This window comes from Amycolatopsis sp. NPDC041971, assembly GCF_055588925.1.
Map to the genome: position 1 here is coordinate 104025 of NZ_JBVJCE010000019.1, position 26725 is coordinate 130749.

Consider the following 26725-nt stretch of genomic DNA (forward strand, 5'->3'; position numbering starts at 1 on the left):
TTCGTGGCCGGAACTTTCACCGGCCACGAAGCGTCCCGGGCTCAGTACAGGTTCAGCCGGTACGCCCCGGACTGCGCGGTGCCCGCGAACAGGTACCGGCCGTCCGCGCTGATCGCCATCGACAGCACCCTGGTGTCGGGCAGCGCGCCGGGCACGGGCGACCAGGTGCGGCCGAAGTCCGTGCTGCGCAGCACGCCTCCCCCGGTCGAGTCGCTCGCGAACCACACCCGGAAGTCGAACGGATGCGGCAGGATCCGGCTGATCTGGAGAGGATTCTCGCCGTCACGGACGCGGCGGAACGTCCGGCCGTCGTCTTCGCTGAGCAGGATGCCCGCGCCGCCGGCGAGGACGCGTCCGCCACCCCATCGGCCGACCGAGATCGAACTGACCGGTTCGCCGGAGACATGGGTCCAGGTCTTGCCGCCGTCGTCCGACCGGGACAGGCCCCGGGAGTCCCCGCCCCAGACGCGGTTCGGGTTCCACGGGTCACCGGCGAAGGCGATGAAGCCGCTGTCGGTCGCGAGCTTCTCCCAGGTCTTCCCGGCGTCGTCACTGCGGTAAAGCACGTAGCCGCTGGGCGCGAAGGCCGAGACGAGAAGCCTGTTCGGGTCGGCCGGATGGGCGAAGATCGCCCTGGGAAGACCCTCCTTCGCCTTCGCCGCGAACTGCCAGGTCCGCCCGCCGTCACCGCTGCGGAGCACGTCGAGCGCGAAACCGTTCCGGGTGACCTGCCAGACAACGTCCGGACGGCCGGGCGAAACGGACACGCGCGCGTCCTCGTGCAGCCGGTCGGTGGGATGCGACTGCCAGACCCTGTCCGCCGCGGAGACCTTGCCGCGCGGGAGCGGGGTGTTGTAGATCTCCTGCACACCGGCCGCGACGACGTGCTCCCGCAGGAGGTTCCCGGTGGTCACGAGGTCGCGAATGGATTCGCCGGGTACACCGATCTGCCGGTAGCCGCTCTTGCCGGCGTCCGCGTACACACCGCGGTAGAGCGAGGAGATCAGCGTGGTGGCGGCTTTACCGGCCGCGGCGGGGAGATCGATCATGTCGCGGACGCCCTCGCCCGGGGCGGGCACCGGTTTGCGGGTCCAGGTGCGGCCGCCGTCCGCGCTGACGTCTATGTCGTTATACGTCGAGACGTACAAACGCCCGCCGACGAAACGCGGTTCGCGCAAGGGCTGCCCGCCGGGTTCGCGGCGCAGCACCGTCCAGGTCTTGCCGCCGTCGGTGGAGCCGTGCAGTTCGGGGCCGACCGTGACCGCGAGCAGCTTGCCGTCCGAAGCGACCTGTCCCACCTCGCCGTTGGTCCGGTACACGAGTTCGGCCCGCCGCTCCTTGCCGCTGACCCCGCGGACCGCCCAGAGCGCGTACTCCGGGTAGACGGTCGTGAAGTAGGCGTCGTCGCCGACCAGCGTGAGTTTGAGCGCGCCGACCGGCGCGGCGATCCCCTCGCGCGGCCAGCTCCTCGGCACGTCGTTCCAGTGCACGCCGCCGTCGATGCTGACGCTCAGCGAATCGAGGTTCTGCACTACGACGACGCGGCCCGCCGGATCCGTGGCCATGCCGAACGCGCCGTCGGGGTACCACTCGCGCAGGGTCTCCCAGGTCTGCCCGCGGTCGGTGGTGCTCAGCAGGAGGCCGCGCCACTCGCCTTGGAAGCCCGCGGGTTTGTTGCCCACCGCGAGCATCCGGTCCGGGTTCACCGGATCGGCGAAGAACCCCTGGATGACGGTTTCCGCGGGCAGGCTCCGGCGCGCGGACCACGAAGCGCCGCGATCGCCGGAGAGCCACAGCGTGGGCGGACTCGGCTGCATCATCGCGAGCCCGGCGGCCGAAGCGGCCAGCAGGCCGCCGACGCTGTTCGGGCCGACCGGTTCCCAGCCGCCGCGCGGCAGCCCGGTCGCGTTGACGTCCGCGGGCGGTCGCTGGGGCTCGGCGGTGGCCACCGACGTCGCCCCGGTGGTCCCGAGAACCGTCAGCAGCCCGAGAACGAACATGCGTTTGGTGATCGATCTCAGTTTCATGCGGGAGATCTTGGCGCAAGATCCGAAAAAGAGATAGAGGATTCGTCGGATCTTTGCCTGCCGATAACCCCTTGCCATTGCACATATCCGTTGTCGAAGGCTTGACAACACCGGTACTCATCCGATCATTCAGCGGACGATGATCGCGATCGACGCGGCGGCGAGCAGGGCGAGGTACGCGATCGCGTGCGCGCGGTCAGGGATCCGGCCTGCCATCCGGCGCGTCACGGCGATGGTCGGTAGCGAGCCGCACAGCAGCGCGCCCGCGGCCACCAGGTCGATGTAGCCGAGGTGAGCGGTGCCCGAAGGCGTGCCCGTCGCCGCGAAGGCGTAGACGGCCGTGCCGATCACCGCCACCGGCAGGCTCAGCGGGTTCGCCAGTGCGGTCGCGTCGGCCATCGGCAGGCCCTTACGCCGCATGAGCGGGACGGTGAGCACGCTGCCGCCGACCCCGAGGAAACTCGCCACCGCGCCGATCCCGGCCCCGCCGGCGGTGGTGGTGATCGCGCCGAGCGCACGCGGCCGGAGGTCGTTTCGCCTGCTCACGAATCCTTTCCGAACCACGCTGTCGGTGATGGTCAGCGCGAGGTAGGCGACGAAGAGCCAGCGCAGGACACTTTCGTCGGCCACCGTGGCGGCGAAAGAACCGAGCACGGCGCCCAGACCGACGAAGGCGATGAGCGGCCACAGATAGTCGCGACGAAGCCGCCCCGTGCGCAGCTGGGCGAGGGTCGCGCTCCCGGCGTTGACCACCATCACCGCGGTCGAGGTGGCCACCGCCACGTGCATCGCGCCCAGGGCGTGGGCCGGCTCGGCGCGCGCGAAGGCGTAGACGACGGGCACGGTGATGAATCCGCCGCCGAATCCGAAAAGGACGGTGGTGGCCCCGCTCAGGCAGCCGAACCCGAGGAGCACCGAGATCTCGATCAGCACTCCTTCGACGGTAGGCACTCCCGGTGCGGCGGGCATTCGAAAGAGCGCCAGTTTCTTTCGCGGATCGGACACCCGGCGTAGCCTGGGTGAGGTGCGCGACATCCCCATCGACGAGGTCGACCACCTCGACCGCGCGGTGGTGGCGATCCGCACCGATTACCCGCCGGGGCACCGGATCCCCCCGCATCGGCACCGCCGCTCGCAGTTCCTCTACAGCGCGACCGGATCGATGCGGGTCGAAACGGTCGACGGCACCTGGACCATCCCGACCCGGCGCGCGGTGCTCGTGCCGCCGGAGACCACCCATCAGGTCTTCACGACGACCGTGAGCACCCGCAGCCTGTACATCGAGCCGAAGACGGTGCCGTGGTTCCCGCGGCGGTGCCAGGTCGTCGAAGTCTCCTCACTGCTGCGGGAGCTGCTGAACGAGGCCGTCGGCGTGCCCGAGCTGTACACCCCACGCGGACGGGATGCCGCGGTCATCGGCCTGACCCTGCACGAGATCCGCCGCTCCGCCCCGGTCCAGCTCGACCTCCCGCTGCCGAAGCACGAACGGCTCCGCGCGCTGTGCGAGTCCTTTTTGGACGATCCGGACATCCACGAGCCGGTGAGCGCCTGGGCATCCCGCCTCCATGTCAGCGAGCGGACCCTGAACCGGATGTTCACCGCCGAGACGGGGATGGGGTTCGCCCGCTGGCGGCAACGGGCCTGTGTCCTGCATTCCCTGTCACTGCTTTCGGATGGCCGTCCGATCGCCGGCATCGCCGCCTCGCTCGGCTACGAGAGCCCGGCCGCGTTCTCCACCATGTTCACCCGGCTGCTCGGCACGTCGCCGAGGGATTACCGCGCCGCTGTCTCGAACTGACCCGCGAACTGGCCGTCGAGCAGTTTCCTTCTCCCGCCTCGGTTCCTTGCCTGGCCGAGGCGGGAGAAGGCCGGTCCTCAGCCCCGTTGTGCCCGTGCCGCCCCGAGGCAGTACGCGCCGAAAGCCGCGACCCCGACGGCGACCACGATGAGCAGCACCGTGCCGAACGGCTGAGCGGCCAATGTGCGCAGGGCGGCGTCGAGCCCGCCGGAACGAGACGCGTCGTGCGTCAGCGCCGCGTATCCCACCAGTACCGCGACCACGCCGAACACGACACCCCTTGCCACATAACCGATCCTCCCGAGCCGCTCCACCCACCGCCGGGTCCCCGACGGCAGCGACGAGAGATCGAGATCGCGCACGAAGTTCCGGCGCACCCCGTTCACCACCGAAGCCACCGCGACGCCGAACACGATGACGGCCACCACGATCACCAGGAACGGCCCGGCGGGCAACTCCAGCAACCGCGCGGTGAACTCCTGCTGCTTCTGGTCACCGCTGCCCTGTTCTCCCGCGCCCGCGGCGACCTTGGCCGCGTAGAAGCCCAGCGAGATCCCCACCAGGCAGCGCGCTCCGGACGAAACCCGCTTGACGGTCCGGGTCCGCTGCTTGTCGATCCAGGTGTAGCCGACCGCGGCCAGCAGCGCCTGCCACAGGCCGTACGCCACCAATCCCACCGCCAGCACCCATAACAGCACGCCGCCCACCGGGGTCGAACCGACCTCGGTGATCGCGCCGCGCCCATCGGCCTCCTGGCTGCCACCGCCGACGGCGACACGCACCGCGAGGTACCCGATGAGCAGGTACACCAGGCCGTAACAGCCCATCCCGATCCGTCCGAACACCTGGACGGCCTTGTTGTGGCGCACCTGTTTCGCCTTGGTCTCGGACATCCGGTTCACCTTCCTTCTGTGTCTTCAACCGAGTGTCACGGCCGAAGGCGAAGACCGCCGGGTGACTGGTCCGTCCGGCCCAACGCGAAGCGAAAACGCCTAAGCGAGGAGCCAGTCTTCCGTGTCGCGGTGCCTGCCGAGCCCGGCGGCTTCGAACTCGTCGAAGTGGTCGCCCTTGAGCACGCCGAGCCACCGAAGCGCCCGAGAAATCGGACTGCCGTCGGGCTCGTCTTCAGCCGGATGCAGCGGGCCGAGGACCGTCTCACCGCTGTCCCACACCTGCGCGGATTGCGTGCCTGCTCCGCCGAAGTACTCGGCTTCGACGTACGCCACGGCACCGCGCTGGGAGCACTCGACGAGCAGTCGCCCGAAGCGAGCGGGTGACGTCCAGAACTCCCCGAGGTCGGGCACCCCGGTGTCGAACAGCGCCTCGGTCAACGGCATCAGTGACAGGCGCCATCCGAGCGAAACGAGCCGGGCGCCGGAGAACGAATCGATCACGTCACCGCGCGCGGACTCGGTGACGATGACGGCTTGCAGGCGATACACGCCCGCATTCTGTCACGATCACGGCGCACCCAGGAGCTCTCGCGTCGAGTCGGCTGATCGTCCACACTGGACAGATCAGGCCGCGGCCGCCGTCAGCGGCGGAGCCAAGGGGCGAGCAACGTCTCGAGGTCGGCATCCGAAAGCGCGTACGGCCCGCGGTGGAACTCGTGCCAGCGCGAAGCGTCCCGCGCCGCCATGTACTCCACCTCGAACGCCCGCATCAGGACGTACGTGAAGGTCACCGAGCTGAACCGCTCACCGAGCAACGTCCTGGCCTCGCGCGCGACACCTGTCGCGCCATGGCCGATCACGTCCGCGAGCTTCAGCTCCTCCGCAGCCGGATCCAGCAGGCTGGGGGCATACATCACGACAGTTTCTCCATCATCGAAAGGAAAACTCAGTTCTCGGCGGCGAGCTGACCGCACGCCGCCGCGATCTCCTGGCCACGCGTGTCACGCACCGTGCACGCTACTCCGCCCGCGTTCACCAGCCGGACGAACTCCCGCTCCACCGGCTTCGGCGAGGCGTCCCACTTCGAACCCGGGGTCGGGTTCAACGGGATCACGTTCACATGCACCAATTGCCCCAGGTGCTGACGGAGCCGCTTCGCCAGCAGCTCGGCCCGCCAAGGCTGATCGTTGATGTCCCGGATCAACGCGTACTCGATCGAGACCCGCCGGCCGGAGGTGTTCGCGTAGTACCGGGCCGCGGACAGCACCTCGTCCACCGACCAACGCTCGTTCACCGGCACCAGCGTGTCCCGCAACTCGTCGTCCGGCGTGTGCAGCGAAACCGCCAGCCGCACCTGCATCTTCTCGTCCGCGAGCTTGCGGATCGCCGGGGCGAGGCCCACCGTCGACACCGTCACCGAACGCTGGCCGATCCCGAGCCCCTCCGGGGAGGGATCCGTGATCCGCCGGACCGCCGCGACCACTCGCTTGTAGTTCGCCAGCGGCTCGCCCATACCCATGAAGACGATGTTCGACAGACGGCCGGGGCCGCCGGTCATCAGCCCGTCGCGCATCACGGCGGAGGCGGAGCGGACCTGGTCGACGATCTCCGCGGTCGAAAGGTTCCGGTCGAGGCCACCCTGCCCGGTCGCGCAGAACGGGCACGCCATGCCGCAGCCGGCCTGGCTCGAGATGCACAGGGTCGCGCGATCCGGGTAGCGCATCAGCACGCTCTCCAAAAGCGTCCCGTCGTGCGCGCGCCACAGGGTCTTGCGGGTGGTGCCGTCGTCGCAGGCGAGTGCCTTGATCTCGGTGAGCAGCGTCGGCATCAGATCGCCGACGAGCTTCTCCCGCGACGCCGCCGGGATGTCGGTCATCTCCTCCGGGTTCACCGTAAGCCGCGAGAAGTAGTGGTTCGACAACTGCTTCGCGCGGAACGGCTTCTCACCCAGCTCAGCGACGGCGGCGGCCCGCTCGGCGGCGGTGAGGTCGGCGAGGTGACGCGGCGGAAGGCCACGCTTGGGCGCGTCGAAGATGAGAGGGAGGGCAGTCATAGCCCAACCAGTGTCCCATGTCCATCTCCGACGCACCCGGGCCGCCCCGGTTCACCGCTTCCACACAAGGCTCTGAGACCCAATTCACACAGAAGTGGTTGCTGAGTCGACTGGTTCCGATATATCGTGAACGTGTCGAAACAGTACGTAGAGAGGATTTACATCATGCGACGACGACCTTTCCCTCCAGAACACGGCCGACCCGCCTTCGGGCCTTGGGCACGCGGCGGCTTCGGCGACTTCCCTCCAGGACCGGGCGGGCCGGGACACCGGCATCGCCACGGCCGTCGCGGTGGCCCCGGCGGACGACGCGGCAAACGCGGTGACGTCCGCGCCGCGATCCTCGCGCTGCTTTCCGAACAGCCGAGGCACGGGTACGAGATCATCCGCGAGATCGGCGAGCGCAGCGGCGGCTTCTGGAAGCCGAGTCCCGGCTCGGTCTACCCGACCCTGCAGATGCTGGCCGACGAAGGCCTGGTGATCAGCAAGGACGAGAACGGCAAGAAGCTGTTCGAACTCACCGAATCCGGCCGGGCGTCGGCCGAACAACAGGACGCCGTCCCGCCGTGGGAGCAGATCGCCCACGACGTCGACCCGGTCGAGGTGAACCTGCGCAAGGCGGGCGCGACCCTGGCCGCGGCGGTCGGGCAGGTCATGCACGCCGGCAGCGAAAGCCAGCAGGCCCGCACCGTCGACGTGCTCAACGAGGCACGCCGGACGATCTACGGCATCCTCGGCGAGGCCGAGGACGGCACTCCGGACGAGGCATCCGCCGAGGACACGGAGTGACCTGGCACGACGAGGCCGGTGGGCTTGGTACGCGTGTGCACGCGATAGCCCACCGGCAGCGTCAGGTGCCGCTCCCCGGCACCTGACGAAACCTCGTTGAGGCGCCGGACCTCCGCGATCGCCTTCGCCGCGACCGGAGCGCTGAATTCGATCTTCAGCACCGCTTCCATCGCGGCGGCGTCCTCGAACAGCCACCGCGTCAGCACCTTGCGGCAGTCGAATCCCTGACGAGCGAAGAACTTCTCGACCCCGGGCGGGTCGTACCGCGGCAGATCCAGCCGCATCCAACGTCCGTAGGGTTCACTCGCCACATCGAGATCCACGATCATCAGGGTCCCGCCCGGCCGCAGCACCCGCTCCGCTTCGCGAAGACCGGGTTCACAGCCTGGACCGAAGAAGTACGCGGTGCGCGCGTGAACGACGTCGAAAGCCGCGTCCGGCAAGGGAAGCCGCTGCGCACGGCCTTGCCGCACCTCGACGTTCGACAGTTCCCTCACCCGGCTTCGCGCGTCGCGCACGAGTGGCTCATGGGGTTCGACCCCGACCACCGACCGCGCCGTCGCGGCGAACCGCCGCAGATGGAACCCGTCACCACAGCCGATGTCGAGGACGTCCTCACCGGACCAGTCGCGACATCCGCCGAGCACGCGCCAGATCTCGTCATCGACGTCCTGCGCGCGGTTCTCGACCTCGTAGGCCTTTTGGTAGTACCAGATGTTCGGACTCGGCAGCACCTCGTCACCGCTGCGGCGGAAGGAGGAGACAGCTCGGGGAAACCAGCGCACGGAAGCTCCAACGACGGGACACCGGGCTGGGTTCCATGCTCATCCGGGTCGAATCCTTAACAGAAACAACGCGGTCAGCGACTAGACTTTACTCCCACCGGAAAGGGAGAACCGCATGTCGCTTGGCTCGGCCGCCCAAACTTCCGTCATCCCGTCAGGAATCCCGTGCTGGATCGAGCTCGCGTGCCGAGACGAAGCGGCCGCACAAGCCTTCTACAGCGGGCTGTTCGACTGGGAGTTCACCGTTCAGCGTGATCCGGCGACGCCGACCGGCCGATACTCGATCGCGACGCTGAACGAGGTCCCCACCGGTGGTCTGTACCGCGCGGGCGCGGACGGGCCGACCGGCTGGAGCGTCCACATCTCAGTGCCCCAGGTGGCCGCGGCCGCCGAATGGGTGGACAGTCTCGGTGGCCGGGTCACTCTCGGGCCGATGACGATTCCCCATCGTGGCAACATCATCCACGCCATCGACGCGTGCGGCGCGCACGTCGTCTTCTGGGAGCCGCCCGCCACCTGGCAGTTCGCGACCGGGGTGCCCAACACCTTCAGCGGCGCTGATCTCAACACCCACGACGGCGCGGCCGCGGATCACTTCTACTGCCGTCTTTTCAACTACACCAGCCACCAGATCGGCGACGGCGCGGCGCTCGACTACGCCGAATGGCTCATCGAGCACGAACCGGTGCTGTACCGGTATGTGATGGGCTCGGAATATCGGCCGGACACTCCCCCGCACTGGATGGTCTACCTCGAACTCGACCCGGCTCGCGGCGCCGACGCCGCGGCGGGGCAGGCCTTGATGCTCGGCGGCACCGTCGTGGTCCAGCCCTACGACACCCCGTACGGCCGGATGGCGATCCTCGCCGACCCGGACGGTTCGGTGTTCGCCGTGATCGACCACTCCCGGGCCACCGAGGGCTGGGGCACCGCCGAAGTCGACGATCCTTACGACGACTGAACCGAAGAGCCGGGGCGACGCCGTCACCCGGGCTCTTTCGTCAGAGTCCCGCCCAGAACCCGCAGTCGTGCACGGCCGCGAGGTCGACCGGGCCGATCTCGCCCGGCGCCAGCGACTGCGTCCGCGGCGAGGGACGCCACTTCGGCAGTTCTTCGCCGTTCGGATTCCCGGTTCGCGCGAACGCCGTCCAGTACTGAATCATGTGCGCCGCGAGTTCCTGCTGCGCTGGCGTCAATTTCGCCGGAAACCCGGCCAAATCAGACAAATAAGCCAGTTCGGATCCGTGGGCGGCGCCGGAGCGCATTCCCGGCGGAGCGGGGAAAAGCGGCGGCGCGTCCCGGTCGGCGAACTCGTAGCCGAAGGTCCGCGTGCGCTCGCGCAGCAACCGTTCGGTCCCCACCTGCGGACAGCCCCAGATCCGGCCGGTCATCGCGTCCGCGAACGCCATCGCCGGACCGCCATGCTTCGCCGACGGGTACCGTGCGGCGACGAGCGGCGCCTTCTCCTTGAACGCGGTCCGCAGCAGCTCTTGGTAATGCTCCTCGGTGAAGGGCTGGCCCGGGAACAGGGAAACGAACAGTCTCGCCTCGTCCCTGGTGACCCCTGACAGCACCGGCACGCGGGTGAAGCGGCCCGCCTTCAGCGCGTCGGCCGGATGCTCGGGCAGCAGGCCGGTGCCGAACGCGGGCGTCCCGAGCGGCTGGTTCACCAGATCCTTGACCGGAAGCCTCCGCAGGCAGGCGACGTCGGCGCAGCCGAGTTTCTCGGCTCCTTCAGCGCCCATCGCTTCGACGACGGCGCGGGGCAGATACGGCGAGCCCGCGGGTACGCCGGGGAAGAAACCGCCGTCGGGCCAGGTCAGCGTGCACGGACCGCTCTGGATGATCGCGCGGTGGAACAGCCCCGCGGCCGAAGGGGAGACCAATTGGGCACAAGTGCTCATCGCACCGGCGGATTCGCCGAACAACGTGACGTTCCGGGGATCGCCGCCGAAGGCACGCGCGTTGCGCTGCACCCAGCGAAGGGCGGCTTGCTGGTCTTGGAGACCGAAAACGCCGGAGTCGCGGCCGAGTTCCGGATGCCCGAAGAAGCCGAACACACCCAGCCGGTAGTTCACGGTCACCACAACGACGTCCCCGCCGAGCGCCATACGCTTGAAGTCGTAGTCGCTGCCCGCACCGGAGGTGAAGCTGCCACCGTGCACCCAGACCATCACCGGACGCGGTTCGCGCCCCGGCCCGGCCGGGCTGATCACGTTGAGGTACAGACAATCCTCGGCGTCGCTCGGTGCCGAACCGAGGCCCGCTCCCTGCGCGCATCGAGGCCCCGGCTTGGCCGCGTCCCGCACGGCGGTCCACGGCTCGGGTCTCCGTGGCGGCGCCCAGCGCAGGTCGCCGACCGGCGGCGCGGCGAAGGGAATGCCTTGGAAACTCCGGTATTCGCCGGTACTCACGCCCCGAACGGGACCGGAATCCGTGCGGACGACCGGACTCGCGCCCGCTTCCGCCACGGTCGTCGTCAGGGCGCCGAGCGTCACCACGCTCAGTGCCATGGCCAGAAGTCGCTTACTCATCCGTCGAGTGCGCATACTCCGAGCTTGGCCCGGCACTCCAGGCTTGTCACCTGCGGTTCGGCTAAACGGGGACGAACGCCGAAAGCAGCAACCAGGAGACCACGGCCGAAGGGAGCAACGAATCGAGCCGGTCCATCAGCCCGCCGTGCCCCGGCAGCATGTTCCCCATGTCCTTGACCCCGAGATCACGCTTGATCAGGGACTCGACGAGGTCGCCCAGCGTCGCCGTGCAGACGATCGCCGCGCCGAACAGCACACCCTGCCAGGCGTGGCCGTCGAGCAGCAGGCTCAGGGTCAGCGCGCCGGCGACCACACCGGCCACGAGCGAACCGGCGAAACCTTCCCAGGTCTTCTTCGGGCTGATACTGGGCGCCATCGGATGCTTGCCGCCCAGTACACCGGCGATGTAGCCGCCGGTGTCCGAGGCGACGACGCCGATCATGAACGCCAGCACCCGGCCGACGCCGTCCTCCGGCGGGACGAGCATGGCGGCGAAGGCGCCGAAAAGCGGGATGTACGCGACGGCGAAGATCGACGCGCTGATGTCGCGCAGATAGCCGTCCGCGCCGCCGGGCAACCGCCACAGCAGGCAGACGAGCACCGTCAGCACGAACGCCGTCAGCGCGCCTTCGCGGCCGTACGGCCACGCCAGCCAGATCATCGCTTGACCGCCGACGAGCACCGGGACCAGCGCGATCCGGATGCCCGCCGCGCGCTTCAAGGCCCCGGCCAGCTCGATCGTGCCGACCGCGATCGCGATCGCGATGATGCCGATGAACAGAAAGCGCACGGTGAGCAGGGACGTGATGATCGCCGCCCCCAGCAGCAGCCCGACCCCGATCGCGGCGGGCAGGTTGCGGCCGGCGCGGGAAACCTTCTGCGCCGGTTCCGGCTTCTCGGCCGGAACCGGTTCCGGGGCGTCCACCCGGTCCTCGCGTTCCTCGCTCACCTGACTCATCAGACCTCGAGTAGCTCGGCTTCCTTGTGTTTCACCAGCTCGTCGACCTTGTGGCTGTAGGTGTCGGTGAGATTCTGGAGTTCCTTCTCGGCGTGGACGACCTCGTCCTCGCCGGCCTCGCCGTCCTTCTTGATCCGGTCGAGCTCTTCCTTGGCCTTGCGGCGGACGCTGCGGATCGAGACGCGGGCGTCCTCACCCTTGGCCTTGGCGACCTTCACCATCTCCTTGCGGCGCTCTTCGGTGAGCTGCGGGATGACGATGCGGATCACGTTGCCGTCGTTGCTCGGGTTGACGCCGAGGTCCGACTCGCGGATCGCCTTCTCGATGGCGTTGAGCGAGCTCTGGTCGTAGGGCTTGATCAACGCCATCCGGGCTTCCGGGATGTTGACGCCCGCCAACTGGTTCAGCGGGGTCGGCGCGCCGTAGTAGTCGACGACAACGCGCGAGAACATCCCAGGGTGAGCCCGGCCGGTGCGTACCGACGACAGGTCCTCCTTGGCGACGGACACCGCTTTTTCCATCTTCTCCTCGGCGTCGAGGAGGGTCTCGTCGATCACGGCAACTCCCGTAGTTGTGTATTCGTACCGATTGCGAAGATCAGAGCAGGACTACGCGGGCACCCCGTCGGCGGGGGTGTCGACCAGGGTGCCGATCCTCTCACCACCGACCGCGCGGGCGATGTTCCCCTCGGTGAGCAGATTGAACACGATGATCGGCATGTTGTTGTCCATGCACAGGCTGAACGCGGTGGCGTCGGCGACCTTGAGGTCCCGTTCCAGCACCTCGCGGTGGCTGATCTCGTGGAACATCTCGGCCGTCGGGTCGCTCTTCGGGTCCGCGGTGTAGACGCCGTCGACGGCCTTCGCCATCAAGACGGCTTCGCAGCCGAGTTCGAGCGCGCGCTGCGCGGCGGCGGTGTCCGTGGAGAAGTACGGCATGCCGACCCCGGCGCCGAAGATGACGACACGGCCCTTCTCCAGGTGGCGCTCGGCACGGCGCGGGATGTACGGCTCGGCGACCTGCCCCATGGTGATGGCGGTCTGCACGCGGGTGGGCAGGCCCTCCTTCTCCAGGAAGTCCTGCAGCGCCAGGCAGTTCATGACGGTGCCGAGCATCGCCATGTAGTCCGCGCGGTCGCGGTCCATACCGCGCTGCGACAACTCCGCGCCGCGGAAGTAGTTGCCACCGCCGATCACGACGGCGATCTGCACGCCCGTCCGCGCGACGTCGGCGATCTGCTGAGCGACCGAGTGCACCACATCCGGATCAACCCCGATGGAACCGCCGCCGAACATCTCGCCGCCCAGCTTCAACAGCACCCGCCGGTATCCGCCTTCGACCCGGACACCCATGTCGCCCTCCCTAATGCTCCGAACCCGACTGTGCCCCGTCCCCGATGGACGGAGACGGGGCACAGTGGTGATTCTTGTGTTCCGCGCCTGGATCAGGCCTGGCCGACCTCGAACCGGGCGAACCGGCTCACGGTCACGCCGGCCTCGTCGAGCAGGGCCTTGACGGTCTTCTTGTTGTCCTTGACCGACGGCTGCTCGAGCAGGACGTTGTCCTTGTAGTACGCGTTGACCTTGCCCTCGATGATCTTGGGCATGGCCTGCTCCGGCTTGCCCTCTTCACGGGCGGTCGCCTCGGCGACGCGACGCTCGTTCTCGACGATCTCGGCCGGGACCTCGTCACGGGTGAGGTATTTGGCCTTGAGCGCGGCGACCTGCATGGCGGCGCCACGGGCGGCCTCGGCGGCGGCCTCGCCCTCACCGGTGTACTCGATGAGCACGCCGACGGCGGGCGGGAGGTCGGCACCGCGACGGTGCAGGTACGTGGTGGTGGTGCCCTCGTAGGCGGCGACGCGGCGCAGCTCGAGCTTCTCACCGATGCGGGCGGCCAGCGCCTGGACGTGCTCGTCGACGGTCTTGCCGTCGAACGTGGCGGCCTTCAGCTTCTCGACGTCGCTGGTCTTCTCGGCCTGCGCGACCTCGACGATCTTCGCGGCGAGGGTCTGGAAGTCCTCGTTCTTCGCGACGAAGTCGGTCTCGGAGTCGAGCTCGATCAGCACGCCGCCGTCACCGGCGACGAGGCCCTCGGCGGTGGCGCGCTCGGCGCGCTTGCCGACGTCCTTGGCGCCCTTGATACGCAGGAACTCGACGGCCTTGTCGAAGTCGCCGTCGTTCTCTTCCAGCGCCTTCTTGCAGTTCATCATGCCGGAGCCGGTCAGCTCGCGGAGACGCTTCACATCTGCGGCGGTGTAGTTCGCCATCGTGGGTGTGTCCGTCCTTTTTCAGGTACGAGAAAAGTCTGTGGGGAAAGTCACCCGTGGGGCCGCCCGGAGGCGGCCCCACGGGCTGGGTGGATCAGGAGGAGGCGGTGGCCTGCTCGGCCGGAGCTTCAGCAGGAGCCTCGGCGGGGGCCTCGGTGGGAGCCTCGGCCGGGGCCTCGATGGGAGCACCGGTCGCGGCGGCCGCTTCCTTGGCGTCCGCGGCGGCGGTCTCGGAGCCGGCGAGCAGCTCCTTCTCCCACTCGGCCAGCGGCTCGTCCGTGGCGACGCCGGCTTCGGGCTTGGCGTCGGCGGAGGAACCGTTGCGGCTGGAGCGGGCCATCAGACCGGCGGCGGCGGCCTCGGCCACGACCTTGGTCAGCAGCGCGGCCGAACGGATCGCGTCGTCGTTACCCGGAATCGGGTAGTCGACCTCGTCCGGGTCGCAGTTGGTGTCCAGGATCGCGACGACCGGGATGTTCAGCTTGCGAGCCTCGCCGACGGCGATGTGCTCCTTCTTCGTGTCGACGATCCACACGATGCTCGGCACCTTGGCCATGTCGCGGATACCGCCGAGGGTCTTCTCGAGCTTGTCCTTCTCACGGGTGAGCGTGAGGATCTCGCGCTTGGTCAGGCCGGCGAAACCACCGGTCTGCTCCTGCGACTCGAGCTCCTTCAGACGGAGAAGACGCTTGTGCACCGTCTGGAAGTTGGTCAGCATGCCGCCGAGCCAGCGCTGGTTCACGTAGGGCATGCCCACGCGCGCGGCCTCGGAGGCGATGGCTTCCTGAGCCTGCTTCTTCGTGCCGACGAACATGATGGTGCCGCCGTGCGCGACGGTTTCCTTGATGAACTCGTACGCACGGTCGATGTACGTCAGCGTCTGCTGCAGGTCGATGATGTAGATGCCGTTGCGCTCGGTGAAGATGTAGCGCTTCATCTTCGGGTTCCACCGACGGGTCTGGTGCCCGAAGTGCACGCCGCTGTCGAGCAGCTGCTTCATGGTGACGACGGCCATTGCCGGAATCGACCTCTTCTGTGTCGTGCGCGCCCGGCTCCGCCGGGACGCGCTTGCTCGGTTCGTCGCTCTCGGCCCGGGTGGCCGATCGCCCTGGTGCCGATGCTCGGGCCCGGACCCGGGAGTGAAGTGAATCCAGGGACCGCCGGGCCGTGTGCCCCCGGCTGTCCTGACCCTCCGTGAGGAGATCGGCCATCGGGGGCGCGCACGTGCACGCGAAGTCAGCCCGCTGACGCGGACCGCGCAAAAGAGTCTACTCCCTGTCGTCACCGGGTACCGCACCGGCAGCCCCTGATGAGAGGGGTTGTCCACAACCGCCTCGGTTATCCACGGATTTCACCGCCCGGCCCCCTCCGCTCCGTCACTCCCCCAGCCTGGAACACATGACGATGACGAGCTGTTCCCGCCCTGTCACCAGGCATTCCTTCGCGATCGACCGCACCGGCGGCAGGCACCGCCGCCCGGTGCACCCTCGACGCCTTCCCCGTCTCGCGATCCTCGCGACCGTGCTCGCGATCTTCGCTTCGGCGGCGATGCCGGGAACGGCCAGAGGCGCGCCCACACCGCGAGGGCGCCTCTCTTGGCCGCTCCCGTCGGCACCGAGCGTCACCAGGTACTTCGAGCCACCCTCGACGCCGTACGGCCCAGGTCACCGGGGCGTCGACCTCGCCGCGGCGCCGGGCACGAACGTGCTCGCGGCCGCCGAAGGAGTGGTGATGTTCGCCGGTCAGGTGGCGGGCCGCGGGGTGGTTTCGATCGATCACGAAGGAGGCTTGCGCACCACCTACCAGCCACTCGCCCCGACCGTCACCGCGGGTGATCAGATCTACCGGGGTCAGGTGCTGGGAACACTCGCGGCGGGCCATCCGGGCTGCCCGGAGCAGGCATGCCTGCATTTCGGCATCCGGAAGGGCGAGGAGTACGTCGATCCGCTCGCCTTGATCGGTGAACCGTCCGTGATCCGCCTTAAACCGTGGGAAGGAGATTGAGCGTTCCGGGAAAGCGATGCCGTTGGTCGCGGAGTCTTTCGGGGCGGGGTCGCGTGGTGTCGCCGAGGGTTGCCCGCGAGGTCGCAGGGTAGGTCGCGTGGCCCCTCGTTTTGTTCCCTGGCATGGTCCTGCTGGCCCCTTGCCCCTTGCTCCCCGTCTCGGCGGATGGCGTGATTCACGTGTCCAGACACGGGACACGCGTGATTGGGGACCGAACACGCGTGATCGGAGAGCGAACACGCCGGGGCCGGACTCCACACCGGATGTTCTGGCTGGACACACGTGACCCGGATTCACGCGTGTCGTCCGCCCGAGCACACGTGCCGTCCGGCTGGACACACGTGCCGTCCCTCCCGGCGGGAGAGTGCGACGCACTCACGCAAGAAAGGGAGCCTCCGGTAGCGCGGCAAGACGCGAGCTTCGGGCCTCGCAGCTCGCCCAAAGCGGACCCTGCGGACCCTGCGCAGGCGGCAACTCGCCTGATCATCGCGGGACAGGACGGTGGTTAGGCTTGCTCGACGAGTTTGGCGCGCAGGCGCATGACGGCGCGGGTGTGCAGCTGGCTGACCCGCGATTCGGTGACGCCGAGGACCTTGCCGATCTCGGCGAGCGTCAGGCTCTCGAAGTAGTAGAGGCCGACCACGATCCGGTCGCGTTCGGTGAGCTGGGCGATGGCCTGCGCCAGCTGGCGGCGGTTGTCCTGGTCGACCAGGACGGCCACCGGGTCGACGGCGCCATCGTCGGGCAGGGTGTCGACCAGCGAGCCGCTGTCCTTGCCCGCGGCGACCAGGTCTTCCAGCGCGATGATGCTGGTCAGTTGCAGCTGGCCGTAGAACTCGCGCAGGTCGTCGACGCTGATTTCGAGCTCGGCCGCCAATTCGGCGTCGGTCGGGGTGCGGTTCAGCCGGGCGCCGAGGCGTTCCAAGGCACGCTCGGCCTCACGGGCCTTGCTGCGCACCGCCCGGGGAACCCAGTCCTGGGAGCGGAGATCGTCGAGGATCGCGCCACGGATGCGTTGCATGGCGTAGGTCTCGAACCGCAGGCCTCTGGCGGGTTCGAACTTCTCGATCGCGTCGACCAGGCCGAAGATCCCGGACTGGATCAGGTCACCGACGTCGACATGGGTCGGCAACCCGGTACCGACTCGCCCCGCGACGTACTTGACGAGCGGGGCGTAGTGCAGCACGAGCCTGTCGCGCACCATCTGGTCCGGCGACTCGGTGAACTCCCGCCACAAGGCTTGGATTCCTGCGTCCACTTCGTAACTGGTCCGCGTTTCGGGCGCGACGGCAGGACCGTCACCGCCGGGACGGTGTTTCCCGGCGGCTTCGGTGACATGTGGGTCGGCGGTCATGGGGCCGCCGTTCTCAGCATGCGACTCAGGGTGGTCTCCGTGCTCGTGCGGATGCGCGTGCGCCGCCGGTTCGGGCCGCCGGGTCACCTGCCGAGTCCTCCCCGGCATCATCGGGCCCGGGGGTGCGCGCGGTCGTGGATCGCCTTCAGCCGATCGACGGTCACATGAGTGTAGAGCTGCGTTGTAGCCAGCGTAGCGTGACCAAGCAGTTCCTGAACGCTCCGAAGATCGGCGCCGCCTTCGAGCAGATGAGTGGCCGCCGAATGCCTGAGGCCGTGCGGCCCCATGTCGTTCGCGCCCGGCACCGAGCCGACGGCGTCGTGGACGACCCGGCGGGCCGCCCGCGGATCGAGCCTGCCGCCTCGTGCTCCCAGGAAGAGCGCCGCTTGCGCCGGCCCCGTCGTTTCGACGGCGAGCTTTCCCCTGCCCTCGTCCAGCCACAGCCGCAAGGCCGCTTCGGCGGGGACACCGAACGGCACGACTCGCTCCTTGCCGCCTTTGCCCAGCACGAGCACGACCCGGCGGGAGAAGTCGACGTCTCCCACATCCAGCCCGCACAGTTCCGAGACCCGCACACCGGTCGCGTAGAGCAGTTCCACGATGGCACTGTCCCTCAAGGCCACCGGGTCGCGCTGTTCGGCACCGGCGGCTGAGAAGCGCATGACGTCGCTGGCCTGCTCCGCTCGGAGGACTCCGGGAAGCTTGCGGTGCGCGCGTGGCGCCACCAACCGTCCGCCCGGATCCGACGCGAGCGCCCCACCTCGATGGGCCCACGCGGTGAAGGTGCGGGCCGCCGCCGCTCGCCTCGCGAGTGTCGTCCGGCTGGCCCCTTCCTCGCGTTGCCGGGCGAGCCAGCCACGCAGTGTCCCGATGTCGAGATCGGAGAACCGGCCGCCGTTCCCGTCCACGAAACCCATCAGCGAGACCACGTCGCCGAGGTAGGCACGCACCGTATGCGCGGACAGCCCGCGTTCCAGCGAAAGGTGTCGCTCGTAGTCGTCGATCAGCTTCCGGACAGGCTCCGGCAGCGCGGCACGGGCGGCGCGCAGATCGGGTCTGCGGGCGTGTTTCCCCGTGCCGTGGGGACCTTCGGTCGACGGCATGCCGATCACGCTGCGCGATGTATGGCGGATGGTCAAGTATCGCCGCACCCTGTTGCGGTGTCCGTGGTCGGATCGTGCCGGGATGGCGCCTCAGGTGTAGGCCAGTCAGGTCTTGGCGGCCCGTCCTCGCCACCCTGCGTCACTCCTTTCCGCGAAGCCGTCGAGTTCCAGTTCGGGAAGCAGCGAGCGGACCCGCTCGAGCGGGATCCCGGACTCGGCCGCGATCCGTTCCTCGGGTCTCGCTGACCGGTCGGACAGCGCGTCGTGTACTCGCAGTGCCTCCGGGCCGAGCCGATCGGTGCGGCGGTGCGGTTTCGACGGATCCGCGCCCGCCGAACCCAGCCGTCCGGCGGTCTCGAGGATCTCGTCGACCGAGGTCACCAGCGTTGCTTCGCCTTCGCGGATCAGCGCGTGGCAGCCGGCCGACATCCCCGACGACACCGGTCCCGGCATCGCCATCACGACCTTGCCGAGGGCCCCTGCCGTGGTCGCGGTGTTCCGCGCGCCACTGCGCCTGCCCGCCTCGACCACGACGGTCCCTTCCGTGAGCGCCGCGATGAGCCTGTTCCGCACGAGGAAGCGATGCCTCGCGGGCGAGGTGCCCGGCGGATACTCGCTGACCACCGCGCCGGTCTTCGCGATGGTGCGCAGCAAGGTCGCGTGCTGTGCCGGATAGCCGACGTCGACTCCACAGCCGAGCAGCGCGACCGTCGTCCCGTCGGCACTCAACGCGCCCCGATGGGCCGCGCCGTCGATGCCGTACGCCGCCCCCGAGAACACCGGGATGCCCCGGCTCGCGAGGTGATAGCCCACCTCGGCCGCGTTGTGCTCGCCGTACCCGGTCGCCGCGCGGGCACCGACGATCGCGATCGCCTGGTCCACGGACTCGTCGAGCCTGGCCGGACCGCGTACCCACAGCGCCAGCGGAGGTGCCGCCCCGGAGACGCCCCTGCTCTGGGCCAGAGTCAGGGAAAGCAACGGCCAGGCCGGCCATTCGTCGTCTTCCGGGATGACGAGCCGGGTCTCATCGGCGGCCGCGCGCTCCAGATCCCGCTCCGCGTAGTCGTGTGCTCGCCTCGCGGCCGTCTCGTCGCGCACCTTCGGCGGGCATTCGGCACGTCTCACTCGTTCCGCGGCGACGACAGGACCGTGTTCACCGACGAAGCCTGCCAAAGCGGGCGCCGGAGGCTCCGCAACGCGCAGAAGGTACGACCGCGCGATCCGCTCGGCTTCGAATTCACTCATCCGGATGACCTTTCCCGGAAGTTCAGGGCCGCCGCGACCTCGTCCGCTTCCGGTTTGTCGGCGCCCTTCAAATCGGCGAGCGTCCAAGCGATGCGAAGGCAGCGGTCCGCGCCGCGCGCGGTGATCGCGCCGCGTTCCAACGCGCGGTCCAGCAACGCCGTGACCTGCGGAGGCAGCGCGAACTCGCGACGCAGTGCCGGACCCGGCACCTCCGCGTTCGTGAGCCAGCCCTGCTCCGACCACCGTTTTCCGGCCCGCTCGCGTGCCTCCAGCACCCGTTCCCGGACGACCGCCGACGATTCGGGCGGCTCGCTCAGATGTGCGCTGAGCACGGAAAGCGGACGCAACCGAACCCGCAGATCCACCCGATCGAGTAAGGGCCCGGACAGCCTGCCCATGTACCGCCTTCGCACGGTCGCCGAACACGTGCAGTCGGCGTCTTTCGTCGGGGCGCAAGGACACGGATTGGTCGCCAGCACCAGTTGGAAGCGTGCCGGGTACCGCACAGAGCCTTTGACCCTCGCGATTCGCACTTCGCCCTCTTCGAGCACTGTGCGCAGCGACTCCAGCCGTTCCGGGCCGAATTCGCACACCTCGTCGAGGAACAGGATTCCCCGGTGTGCCCGGCTGATGGCGCCGGGCACGGCCAGGCCACTGCCACCGCCGATCAGGGCGGGCACGCTGATCGAATGATGCGGCGCGACGAACGGCGGCACGGTGACCAGCGGTTCGGACCGCGAAAGCGAGCCGTCGATCGAATGAACCGCTGTCACCTGCAACGACTCCTCGGCGGTCAGACGGGGGAGAAGTCCGGGAAGTCGTTTCGCGAGCATCGTCTTGCCCACCCCGGGCGGGCCGGTCATGAGCAGGTGATGACCACCCGCCGCGGCCACCTCCAAGGCCCACCGCGCTTCCGGCTGTCCCACGACGTCGGCGAGGTCGGGCACCCGCGGCGGCTCCTGGACGACGGAAGGCTCGGGCCGGGTGAGTTCCCCTTCGTCTTTGAGCCAGTCCGCGAATTCACTTAGCCGGGTTACCCCGCCGACCTCCAGCCCGTCCACGAGTGCCGCTTCGAACAGCGACTCGGCGGGGACGACCGCCCGCCGGTATCCGGCATTGCGCGCCGCCAGCAGCCCCGGCAGCACGCCGCGGACGGCCCGCACCCGGCCGTCGAGGGCGAGCTCGCCGAGCAGCACGGTGTTGAGCAGCTTGGTGGCCGGAACAGATCCCGTCGCGGCCAATACCGCGGCCGCGATGCCCAGGTCGTAACCGGATCCCACCTTCGGCAGATTCGCCGGGGAAAGGCCGAGGATCACCCGCTCGTCCGGCCACGTCCGCCCTGAATTGCGGACGGCCGAGCGGACCCGGTCCTTGGCCTCTTTCAGTCCGGTGTCGGGCAACCCGACCATCGTCACCTTCGGCGCGCCGCCGCCGATGTCGGCCTCGATCTCGATCATCCTGCCCTCGACGCCGAGCAGCGCGACGGACCAGGCTTTCGCCAGCGCCATTCAGAACGCCGCCTTGATATGGCGCACCTGAGGCCGGGCGTCGGGCCGGGCGACGATCGCGATGATGTCGTAGCGGACCGGGCACCAGCGGAGCATGAACGCGCGCTGCCATTGGTGCGCGAGACGGCGGATGCGGTCGGCCTTCTCCGGGGTCACCGCCTCGGCGGGGGTACCGAAGCCGACCCCCGTCCTCGTCTTCACCTCGCAGAAGATCAGCCGTTTCTTGTCCGTCGCGACGAGATCCAGTTCGCCGTCACGGCAACGCCAATTACGGCTCAGTACGACGTAGCCCGCCTTCTCCAGATGCCGGACCGCGAGTTCCTCGCCCCAGCGGCCCAGCTCGATGTGCGGTGCCCCGGCGGACGGCTGTTCGGCCGTGTTCATCATCTCGATCTCCCTCGGCGATCGTCACAGTGCGTGTGCGATCAACGCTGCCAGGGTGAGCGGATGCCGAACAGGCTCGATTCCGGCGCCTGTGGACAACTGGGGTGTTGTGGATGGTTCGGGCGTCGCGGGAGCTCACCGGACGGAATCGTCGGTGGTCTGTGCTAAGTCGCCCCGCGAATACCTGAAGGCCCCCTTCACGTGCCTGGACACGATGAAGAGGGCCTTCAGGTAGTTCGAAGGTCAGCCGGAGAACGGCCCTTCTTCCGGCAACCGGAGATCCGGCTTGTCGAGCTCCTCGACGTTGACGTCCTTGAACGTGATGACCCGGACGTGCTTGACGAACCGTGCGGGCCGGTACATGTCCCAGACCCACGCGTCGGACATGCGGACCTCGAAGTACACCTCACCGCCGCCGTCGCGCACCTGCACGTCGACGGCGTTGGCCAGATAGAACCGCCGCTCGGTCTCCACCACGTACGAGAATTGGCCGACTATGTCGCGATACTCGCGGTAAAGCGAGAGCTCCATCTCGGTCTCGTACTTCTCGAGATCCTCTGCGCTCATGAAATCCGCGCCCCTCCTCGCGATTTTGCTGCTGTTCCAGCGGCGGAGCGTTCATTGTTACCCACGTACGGGCCGAGGGCACGTATCGGCACGCTCGGGTTTTCCAGAGCCGCCACGGTGAGCACGACCGGGTGAGGCGGCCGCACCCGGTGCGCGGCCGCCGCGGTGGCCACATTGGCGTACGACCAGCGATGGACCGGGCTCGGACCGTGAGTGCTCAGGGCGGCGCCGTGGTCGGTGGTGCTGTACCCCTTGTGCACGTCGAAGCCGTAATGCGGGTGGACGTCGTGCAGGTCGCCCATGATCCGGTCCCGGGTGACCTTGGCCAGCACGGACGCCGCCGCCACACACGCGATGGCCTTGTCCCCCTTGATCACGGGGATGCTCGGGGCGGGCAGGCCGGATACGCGGAATCCGTCGGTCAGGACGTAGCCCGGCGTGGTCCGCAACGCCGAAACCGCACGTCGCATGCCTTCGAGGTTCATGACGTGGATGCCGAACAGGTCGACCTCGGCCGCCGGGACGACGATGACCGAGTAGTCGACGGCACGCTGGACGACCCGGTCGTAGACCCGGTCGCGGGCCTTGGCCGTGAGCACCTTCGAGTCGGTGAGCTCGGGTAGCCGCGCGGCGTCGCCGGGGCGCAGGACACAGGCGGCCACGACGAGCGGGCCGGCGCAAGCACCGCGCCCTGCTTCGTCGACACCGGCGACGGGCCCGAGGCCCCGCCGGTCCAGCGCACCCTGCAACCCCCAGAAGAGGTCGCCACGCACCACTGCCCGCGGCGGCCGAAGCGGCTCGGCCGGTGTGAGCGGTACAGGAACTCTCAAGGCCTTACCGCCTCCGGTCGACCGCCTTGCGCACCCCGGATGACATCCGCCTGCCGAGGAAGACCACCGGCCACGCCGCGGCGATGCCGACCCCGAGGGGAAGCCCCTGCTGCCAGGCCGGCGCTCCCAGCGCCAGTGGCTGTGCGTTCGCCTGCGGGTTGTGGTCCGAAACGCCACCCCAGCGGCCGGGCGGGAGCACGATGACGCGCGCCTTGCCGATGATGTTGTCCACGGGAACGGCGCCGTTCACGCCGCCGTTGCCCTGGAACCGGGAGTCGCTCGAGTTGTTGCGGTTGTCGCCCATCATCCAGACGTATCCGGCGGGCACCTTGACCGGGTCGAACGTCTTCTGGGTGGGCGGCAAGCCCTCTTCCCAGTGGATGTACGGCTCGTCGAGCGCCTTGCCGTCCACGACCACGCGGTTGTCGTCGCAACACTGGACCGTCTGACCGCCGACCGCGATGATCCGCTTGACGAAGTCACGCTCGTCCGGCGGCGCGAACCCGATCAGGGATCCCAGCGCGCGGAAACCGCTGACGAAGATGTTGCTGGACTCCGGCGTCTCGATCTCGCCGACCCACGCGGGCGGGCCCTTGAAAACCACCACGTCGCCGGGGCCGGGATCGGTGAAGTCGTACGTGATCCGGTCGACCAGGATCCGGTCGCCCGTGCATCCCGCGCAGCCGTGCAAAGTGGACTCCATGGATCCCGAGGGGATCATGTAGACCTTGGCGAGGAACTGCTGGATCAAGATCGTCAGCACGAGCGCGACGACGATCAGGATCGGCAGTTCCTTCCAGAACGACCGCTTCTTGTTGACCTTGCCGAATTTCTTGGACCCGGACCGGCCCCGTCGGGAGGCCCTGGTCGGGCGCTCCTCTTCGGGGCGATCGGGCTCATCTTCGGACGTGTTCTGGGACACGGGTTCGACCACGACGCCAGGTTACCTGTAACCGTGTGGCTACCTACTTGGCGGAGGTCGTCTCGCGATTTTCGCGGCGTTCCTTGATCTTGGCGGCCTTGCCGCGCAGCTCGCGGAGGTAGTACAGCTTCGCCCGGCGGACGTCGCCGCGCTTGAAGACCTCGACCTCGGCGATGTTCGGCGAGTGCACCGGGAAGGTGCGCTCCACGCCGATGCCGAACGACACCTTGCGGACCGTGAAGGTCTCGCGGATGCCGCCGCCCTGGCGACGCAGCACGACGCCCTGGAAGATCTGGTTACGCTCGCGGTTGCCCTCGATGACGCGGACGTGAACCTTGAGCGTGTCGCCCGGTCGGAAGTCCGGGATGTCGGAACGCAGTGACTGCGCGTCCAGCGCGTCCAGGGTGTTCATCGGTGGTCCGTCCTCGTCTTCGTATGGCTTACGTGCAGCTTGGGCGCGCAGTGTCAGGCACTGCGACCTACCCGGGGGCTGATGGCGTTCCGGTGTACGGCGGCGGCTGTGAAGCCGCGCGTCCACTCACGCCAACCTGTCAAGTATTGCAGACCAGGTCTCAGGCGTTTGACCCGGCCTGGCCGGTGCCCTCGTGCAACCGCTCGAGGACCCCGAGATCGTGCTTGTCGAGACTACCTTCCGGCAGTTGCCCGATCAGTTCGGGCCTGCGCCGGACGGTGCGTTCCAGTGCCTGGTCACGGCGCCAGCGGTCGATCAGCGCGTGGTTTCCCGAACGCAGGACGTCCGGCACGGCCAGTTCCCGCCAGACCTCCGGCCGGGTGTAGCTGGGGCCTTCGAGCAGGCCGTCGGAGAACGAGTCCTCCTCGGCGGAGCGGGCGTTGCCGAGGACGCCGGGCAGCAGCCGGACGACGGCCTCGACCATCACCAGCACCGCGGCCTCGCCGCCGACCAGCACGTAGTCGCCGATCGAGACCTCGTCGACGGGCATCCGCCGCGCGGCGTCGTCGATCACCCGCTGGTCGATACCCTCGTAGCGCCCGCACGCGAACACGAGGTGCTCCTCGGCGGCGTACTGGCGGGCCATGGCCTGGGTGAACGGCCGTCCGGCGGGGGTGGGGACCACGAGGCGGGTGTTCTCGCCGCAGACGTCGTCCAGGGCGGGGCCCCAGATCTGCGGTTTCATCACCATTCCGGGCCCGCCGCCGTACGGCGCGTCGTCGACCGCGCGGTGGACGTCGTGCGTCCAGTTCCGCAGGTCGTGCACGCCGACCTCGATGAGACCGCGGTCGATCGCACGGCCGAGCAGAGCGGCACGGAGGGGGTCGAGGTATTCGGGGAAGATCGTGACGACGTCGAGGCGCATCAGGCGTCCAGCAGGCCTTCCGGCGGGTCGAGGACCACACGGCCGCCCGGCACGTCGACCACCGGGACGATCGCCTTCACGAACGGCACCAGCACCTCGCGTCCGTCGTGCTCGATCGACAGCAGTTCCCCGGCGGCCGAATGCACGATTTCGAGCACCTTGCCGATGACCGTGCCGTCGGCGAGTTCGGCCCGCAGCCCTTCGAGTTCGTGATCGTAGAACTCGTCGGGGTCTTCGGTCGGCGGCAGCGTCGAGGTGTCGGCGATCAGCAGCGCGCCGCGGAGGGTCTCCGCGACATCCCTGGTCAGCACCTCTTCGAAACGCACCAGCAGCCGCCCGCTGTGTTCGCGGGCGGCTGCGATGGTGAGGTTTCCGCTGCTGCCGTCACGCAGCCTCGTCGTGACGGCCGAACCGACCGCGAACCGCTGTTCCGGCGAGTCCGTGCGCACGTCCACCGCGAGTTCCCCGCGGATTCCGTGCGCCTTGGCGATCCGGCCTACTACGACGTCCATCCCGGTGTGTTCCTGTGTTCCTGTGTTCCTGTGTCCTTGGTCAGCGATCGGTGTCGACGACGTCCACCCGGACGCCGCGGCCACCGATGCCGCCCATGACGGTGCGCAGGGCGGTCGCGGTACGACCGCCCCGGCCGATCACCTTGCCGAGATCGTCGGGGTGCACGTGCACCTCGAGCGTGCGGCCACGGCGAGTGGTCAGCAGCTCGACCCGGACCTCGTCCGGGTTGTCGACGATCCCGCGCACCAGGTGCTCGAGGGAGTCGGCGAGGAAGCTCACGCCTCGGCCTTGTCACCCTCGGCGGCCTCGGCCTTGTCGGCTTCGACCTTCTTCGGGGCGGACTTCTTCTTCGGCGTGGTGGCCTCGGCGGAGGCCGAGTCACCGGCGGCGGCGAGCGCGGCGTTGAACAGGTCCTGCTTCGACGGCTTCGGCTCGGCGACCTTCAGGGTGCCCTCGGCGCCCGGCAGACCCTTGAACTTCTGCCAGTCGCCGGTGATCTCGAGGATGCGCTGGACCGGCTCGGTCGGCTGGGCGCCGACGGACAGCCAGTGCTGGGCACGCTCGGTGTCGACCTCGATGAAGCTGGGCTCTTCCTTCGGGTGGTACTTGCCGATCGTCTCGATGGCCTTGCCATCACGGCGAGTGCGCGCGTCGGCGACGATGATGCGGTAGTACGGCGCACGGATCTTGCCGAGACGCTGCAGCTTGATCTTGACGGCCACGGGTGTGGGTACTCCTCAGTTCTCTCTGATGCAGGTGGAAGGTGTACGCCGGCCGAGTGGGGAACGGCTGCGCACACCCGAAGGTCCGAAGCTCGGGCACGGTGAGAGGGTCCGGCCAAAGCAGGCAAGC

General features: G+C 68.7%; 30 protein-coding genes. 4 read left to right on the forward strand and 26 right to left on the reverse strand.

Annotated elements, in window-relative coordinates; all coding sequences use genetic code 11:
* Positions 1-41: 41 nt before the first annotated feature.
* Together ACZ6DT_RS31700 and ACZ6DT_RS31705 are read right to left on the reverse strand one after the other, a co-directional pair.
* Positions 42-2027, reverse strand: coding sequence for a peptidase S8/S53 subtilisin kexin sedolisin (locus ACZ6DT_RS31700; RefSeq protein WP_465602215.1), 1986 nt, complete (start codon positions 2025-2027; stop codon positions 42-44).
* A gap of 129 nt (positions 2028-2156) precedes the next feature.
* Complete coding sequence (locus ACZ6DT_RS31705; RefSeq protein WP_465602217.1) at positions 2157-2960, reverse strand: sulfite exporter TauE/SafE family protein; 804 nt, start codon at positions 2958-2960, stop codon at positions 2157-2159.
* 91 nt (positions 2961-3051) lie between these two features.
* Here ACZ6DT_RS31705 and ACZ6DT_RS31710 point away from each other — a divergent pair, with 91 nt between their 5' ends.
* Complete coding sequence (locus tag ACZ6DT_RS31710) at positions 3052-3825, forward strand: AraC family transcriptional regulator (RefSeq protein WP_465602218.1); 774 nt, start codon at positions 3052-3054, stop codon at positions 3823-3825.
* Positions 3826-3902: 77 nt separating this feature from the next.
* Here the strand turns inward: ACZ6DT_RS31710 and ACZ6DT_RS31715 are convergent, their stop codons facing one another.
* From ACZ6DT_RS31715 to rlmN, 4 genes are all read right to left on the reverse strand, one after another.
* The gene (locus ACZ6DT_RS31715) at positions 3903-4718 is read right to left on the reverse strand and encodes a DUF1206 domain-containing protein (protein ID WP_465602220.1); all 816 of its coding nucleotides are present in this window, start codon (positions 4716-4718) and stop codon (positions 3903-3905) included.
* Between the two features lie 99 nt (positions 4719-4817).
* A complete protein-coding gene (locus ACZ6DT_RS31720) occupies positions 4818-5267 on the reverse strand; it encodes a hypothetical protein (RefSeq protein WP_465602222.1) in 450 nt (149 codons plus the stop codon).
* A 92-nt stretch (positions 5268-5359) separates the two neighbouring features.
* Positions 5360-5632 carry a hypothetical protein gene (locus ACZ6DT_RS31725; protein ID WP_465602223.1) on the reverse strand — a complete coding sequence of 91 codons (273 nt, stop codon included), beginning with the start codon at positions 5630-5632 and terminating at the stop codon, positions 5360-5362.
* A 32-nt stretch (positions 5633-5664) separates the two neighbouring features.
* Positions 5665-6771: a dual-specificity RNA methyltransferase RlmN gene (gene rlmN, locus ACZ6DT_RS31730; protein WP_465602224.1), complete on the reverse strand. Its 1107-nt coding sequence runs from the start codon at positions 6769-6771 to the stop codon at positions 5665-5667.
* Between the two features lie 165 nt (positions 6772-6936).
* On the opposite strand from rlmN, the gene ACZ6DT_RS31735 reads away from it, so the two are divergent.
* Positions 6937-7560 carry a PadR family transcriptional regulator gene (locus ACZ6DT_RS31735; RefSeq protein ID WP_465602226.1) on the forward strand — a complete coding sequence of 208 codons (624 nt, stop codon included), beginning with the start codon at positions 6937-6939 and terminating at the stop codon, positions 7558-7560.
* On the opposite strand, the gene ACZ6DT_RS31740 is transcribed toward ACZ6DT_RS31735, so the two are convergent.
* Complete coding sequence (locus ACZ6DT_RS31740; RefSeq protein ID WP_465602228.1) at positions 7494-8345, reverse strand: class I SAM-dependent methyltransferase; 852 nt, start codon at positions 8343-8345, stop codon at positions 7494-7496. The two genes, ACZ6DT_RS31735 and ACZ6DT_RS31740, sit on opposite strands and share 67 nt — an antisense overlap.
* Before the next feature lie 115 nt (positions 8346-8460).
* On the opposite strand from ACZ6DT_RS31740, the gene ACZ6DT_RS31745 reads away from it, so the two are divergent.
* Complete coding sequence (locus ACZ6DT_RS31745) at positions 8461-9306, forward strand: VOC family protein (RefSeq protein ID WP_465602230.1); 846 nt, start codon at positions 8461-8463, stop codon at positions 9304-9306.
* Positions 9307-9346: 40 nt separating this feature from the next.
* Here ACZ6DT_RS31745 and ACZ6DT_RS31750 read toward each other — a convergent pair whose 3' ends face one another.
* The 6 genes from ACZ6DT_RS31750 to rpsB all read right to left on the reverse strand — a co-directional run bounded on the left by ACZ6DT_RS31750 (position 9347) and on the right by rpsB (position 15121).
* Positions 9347-10858: a carboxylesterase/lipase family protein gene (locus ACZ6DT_RS31750; RefSeq protein ID WP_465602349.1), complete on the reverse strand. Its 1512-nt coding sequence runs from the start codon at positions 10856-10858 to the stop codon at positions 9347-9349.
* Positions 10859-10940: 82 nt separating this feature from the next.
* Entirely contained in the window at positions 10941-11837 is an 897-nt protein-coding gene (locus tag ACZ6DT_RS31755) for a phosphatidate cytidylyltransferase (RefSeq protein WP_465602231.1), read from the reverse strand.
* On the reverse strand, positions 11837-12394 hold the full coding sequence (frr, locus tag ACZ6DT_RS31760) for a ribosome recycling factor (protein ID WP_465602233.1): 558 nt from the start codon (positions 12392-12394) through the stop codon (positions 11837-11839). The genes ACZ6DT_RS31755 and frr overlap by 1 nt, the downstream gene beginning before the upstream one ends.
* Positions 12395-12445: 51 nt before the next feature.
* Positions 12446-13189, reverse strand: a complete 744-nt coding sequence (pyrH, locus tag ACZ6DT_RS31765; protein WP_364035029.1) for a UMP kinase — start codon at positions 13187-13189, stop codon at positions 12446-12448.
* Positions 13190-13281: 92 nt separating this feature from the next.
* A complete protein-coding gene (gene tsf, locus ACZ6DT_RS31770) occupies positions 13282-14106 on the reverse strand; it encodes a translation elongation factor Ts (protein WP_465602234.1) in 825 nt (274 codons plus the stop codon).
* A gap of 94 nt (positions 14107-14200) precedes the next feature.
* A complete protein-coding gene (gene rpsB / locus ACZ6DT_RS31775; protein ID WP_465602235.1) occupies positions 14201-15121 on the reverse strand; it encodes a 30S ribosomal protein S2 in 921 nt (306 codons plus the stop codon).
* Between the two features lie 383 nt (positions 15122-15504).
* On the opposite strand from rpsB, the gene ACZ6DT_RS31780 reads away from it, so the two are divergent.
* Positions 15505-16110, forward strand: a complete 606-nt coding sequence (locus ACZ6DT_RS31780) for a murein hydrolase activator EnvC family protein (RefSeq protein ID WP_465602237.1) — start codon at positions 15505-15507, stop codon at positions 16108-16110.
* Positions 16111-16615: 505 nt separating this feature from the next.
* On the opposite strand, the gene ACZ6DT_RS31785 is transcribed toward ACZ6DT_RS31780, so the two are convergent.
* From ACZ6DT_RS31785 to rpsP, 13 genes are all read right to left on the reverse strand, one after another.
* A complete protein-coding gene (locus ACZ6DT_RS31785) occupies positions 16616-17551 on the reverse strand; it encodes a FliA/WhiG family RNA polymerase sigma factor (protein WP_465602239.1) in 936 nt (311 codons plus the stop codon).
* A gap of 20 nt (positions 17552-17571) precedes the next feature.
* Complete coding sequence (locus tag ACZ6DT_RS31790) at positions 17572-18567, reverse strand: tyrosine recombinase XerC (RefSeq protein ID WP_465602241.1); 996 nt, start codon at positions 18565-18567, stop codon at positions 17572-17574.
* A gap of 105 nt (positions 18568-18672) precedes the next feature.
* Complete coding sequence (dprA, locus tag ACZ6DT_RS31795; RefSeq protein WP_465602242.1) at positions 18673-19812, reverse strand: DNA-processing protein DprA; 1140 nt, start codon at positions 19810-19812, stop codon at positions 18673-18675.
* On the reverse strand, positions 19809-21320 hold the full coding sequence (locus tag ACZ6DT_RS31800) for a YifB family Mg chelatase-like AAA ATPase (RefSeq protein WP_465602244.1): 1512 nt from the start codon (positions 21318-21320) through the stop codon (positions 19809-19811). The genes dprA and ACZ6DT_RS31800 overlap by 4 nt, the downstream gene beginning before the upstream one ends.
* Positions 21321-21707 (reverse strand): YraN family protein, encoded by a 387-nt coding sequence (locus ACZ6DT_RS31805; RefSeq protein WP_465602246.1) that lies wholly within the window; start codon positions 21705-21707, stop codon positions 21321-21323. It abuts the gene before it with no gap.
* 240 nt (positions 21708-21947) lie between these two features.
* Positions 21948-22271, reverse strand: a complete 324-nt coding sequence (locus tag ACZ6DT_RS31810) for a DUF2469 domain-containing protein (RefSeq protein WP_378241162.1) — start codon at positions 22269-22271, stop codon at positions 21948-21950.
* The gene (locus tag ACZ6DT_RS31815) at positions 22268-23047 is read right to left on the reverse strand and encodes a ribonuclease HII (RefSeq protein ID WP_465602351.1); all 780 of its coding nucleotides are present in this window, start codon (positions 23045-23047) and stop codon (positions 22268-22270) included. Before ACZ6DT_RS31815 ends, ACZ6DT_RS31810 begins: the two co-directional genes overlap by 4 nt.
* A 58-nt stretch (positions 23048-23105) precedes the next feature.
* Positions 23106-24035, reverse strand: a complete 930-nt coding sequence (lepB, locus tag ACZ6DT_RS31820; RefSeq protein WP_465602248.1) for a signal peptidase I — start codon at positions 24033-24035, stop codon at positions 23106-23108.
* Positions 24036-24066: 31 nt separating this feature from the next.
* Positions 24067-24435: a 50S ribosomal protein L19 gene (gene rplS, locus ACZ6DT_RS31825; RefSeq protein WP_005154717.1), complete on the reverse strand. Its 369-nt coding sequence runs from the start codon at positions 24433-24435 to the stop codon at positions 24067-24069.
* A 160-nt stretch (positions 24436-24595) separates the two neighbouring features.
* Positions 24596-25360 carry a tRNA (guanosine(37)-N1)-methyltransferase TrmD gene (gene trmD / locus ACZ6DT_RS31830; protein WP_465602250.1) on the reverse strand — a complete coding sequence of 255 codons (765 nt, stop codon included), beginning with the start codon at positions 25358-25360 and terminating at the stop codon, positions 24596-24598.
* Complete coding sequence (gene rimM, locus ACZ6DT_RS31835; RefSeq protein WP_465602251.1) at positions 25360-25872, reverse strand: ribosome maturation factor RimM; 513 nt, start codon at positions 25870-25872, stop codon at positions 25360-25362. Before rimM ends, trmD begins: the two co-directional genes overlap by 1 nt.
* A gap of 40 nt (positions 25873-25912) precedes the next feature.
* Positions 25913-26152 (reverse strand): RNA-binding protein, encoded by a 240-nt coding sequence (locus ACZ6DT_RS31840; RefSeq protein WP_003103110.1) that lies wholly within the window; start codon positions 26150-26152, stop codon positions 25913-25915.
* The gene (gene rpsP / locus ACZ6DT_RS31845) at positions 26149-26595 is read right to left on the reverse strand and encodes a 30S ribosomal protein S16 (RefSeq protein ID WP_465602252.1); all 447 of its coding nucleotides are present in this window, start codon (positions 26593-26595) and stop codon (positions 26149-26151) included. The genes ACZ6DT_RS31840 and rpsP overlap by 4 nt, the downstream gene beginning before the upstream one ends.
* Positions 26596-26725: the final 130 nt, after the last annotated feature.

What these genes read in the sequence shown, in the direction of transcription:
- ACZ6DT_RS31715 (WP_465602220.1), bottom strand. Translation starts at nt 4,718, where the DNA reads ATGTCCGAGACCAAGGCGAAACAGGTGCGCCACAACAAGGCCGTCCAG.
- rimM (WP_465602251.1), bottom strand. Translation starts at nt 25,872, where the DNA reads ATGGACGTCGTAGTAGGCCGGATCGCCAAGGCGCACGGAATCCGCGGG.
- tsf (WP_465602234.1), bottom strand. Translation starts at nt 14,106, where the DNA reads ATGGCGAACTACACCGCCGCAGATGTGAAGCGTCTCCGCGAGCTGACC.
- ACZ6DT_RS31735 (WP_465602226.1), top strand. Translation starts at nt 6,937, where the DNA reads ATGCGACGACGACCTTTCCCTCCAGAACACGGCCGACCCGCCTTCGGG.
- ACZ6DT_RS31810 (WP_378241162.1), bottom strand. Translation starts at nt 22,271, where the DNA reads ATGAGCGCAGAGGATCTCGAGAAGTACGAGACCGAGATGGAGCTCTCG.
- rplS (WP_005154717.1), bottom strand. Translation starts at nt 24,435, where the DNA reads ATGAACACCCTGGACGCGCTGGACGCGCAGTCACTGCGTTCCGACATC.
- rlmN (WP_465602224.1), bottom strand. Translation starts at nt 6,771, where the DNA reads ATGACTGCCCTCCCTCTCATCTTCGACGCGCCCAAGCGTGGCCTTCCG.
- rpsB (WP_465602235.1), bottom strand. Translation starts at nt 15,121, where the DNA reads ATGGCCGTCGTCACCATGAAGCAGCTGCTCGACAGCGGCGTGCACTTC.
- ACZ6DT_RS31750 (WP_465602349.1), bottom strand. Translation starts at nt 10,858, where the DNA reads ATGGCACTGAGCGTGGTGACGCTCGGCGCCCTGACGACGACCGTGGCG.
- ACZ6DT_RS31805 (WP_465602246.1), bottom strand. Translation starts at nt 21,707, where the DNA reads ATGATGAACACGGCCGAACAGCCGTCCGCCGGGGCACCGCACATCGAG.
- ACZ6DT_RS31790 (WP_465602241.1), bottom strand. Translation starts at nt 18,567, where the DNA reads ATGCCGTCGACCGAAGGTCCCCACGGCACGGGGAAACACGCCCGCAGA.
- ACZ6DT_RS31780 (WP_465602237.1), top strand. Translation starts at nt 15,505, where the DNA reads ATGACGATGACGAGCTGTTCCCGCCCTGTCACCAGGCATTCCTTCGCG.
- ACZ6DT_RS31725 (WP_465602223.1), bottom strand. Translation starts at nt 5,632, where the DNA reads ATGTATGCCCCCAGCCTGCTGGATCCGGCTGCGGAGGAGCTGAAGCTC.
- ACZ6DT_RS31745 (WP_465602230.1), top strand. Translation starts at nt 8,461, where the DNA reads ATGTCGCTTGGCTCGGCCGCCCAAACTTCCGTCATCCCGTCAGGAATC.
- ACZ6DT_RS31755 (WP_465602231.1), bottom strand. Translation starts at nt 11,837, where the DNA reads ATGAGTCAGGTGAGCGAGGAACGCGAGGACCGGGTGGACGCCCCGGAA.
- ACZ6DT_RS31700 (WP_465602215.1), bottom strand. Translation starts at nt 2,027, where the DNA reads ATGAAACTGAGATCGATCACCAAACGCATGTTCGTTCTCGGGCTGCTG.
- dprA (WP_465602242.1), bottom strand. Translation starts at nt 19,812, where the DNA reads ATGAGTGAATTCGAAGCCGAGCGGATCGCGCGGTCGTACCTTCTGCGC.
- trmD (WP_465602250.1), bottom strand. Translation starts at nt 25,360, where the DNA reads ATGCGCCTCGACGTCGTCACGATCTTCCCCGAATACCTCGACCCCCTC.
- ACZ6DT_RS31800 (WP_465602244.1), bottom strand. Translation starts at nt 21,320, where the DNA reads ATGGCGCTGGCGAAAGCCTGGTCCGTCGCGCTGCTCGGCGTCGAGGGC.
- pyrH (WP_364035029.1), bottom strand. Translation starts at nt 13,189, where the DNA reads ATGGGTGTCCGGGTCGAAGGCGGATACCGGCGGGTGCTGTTGAAGCTG.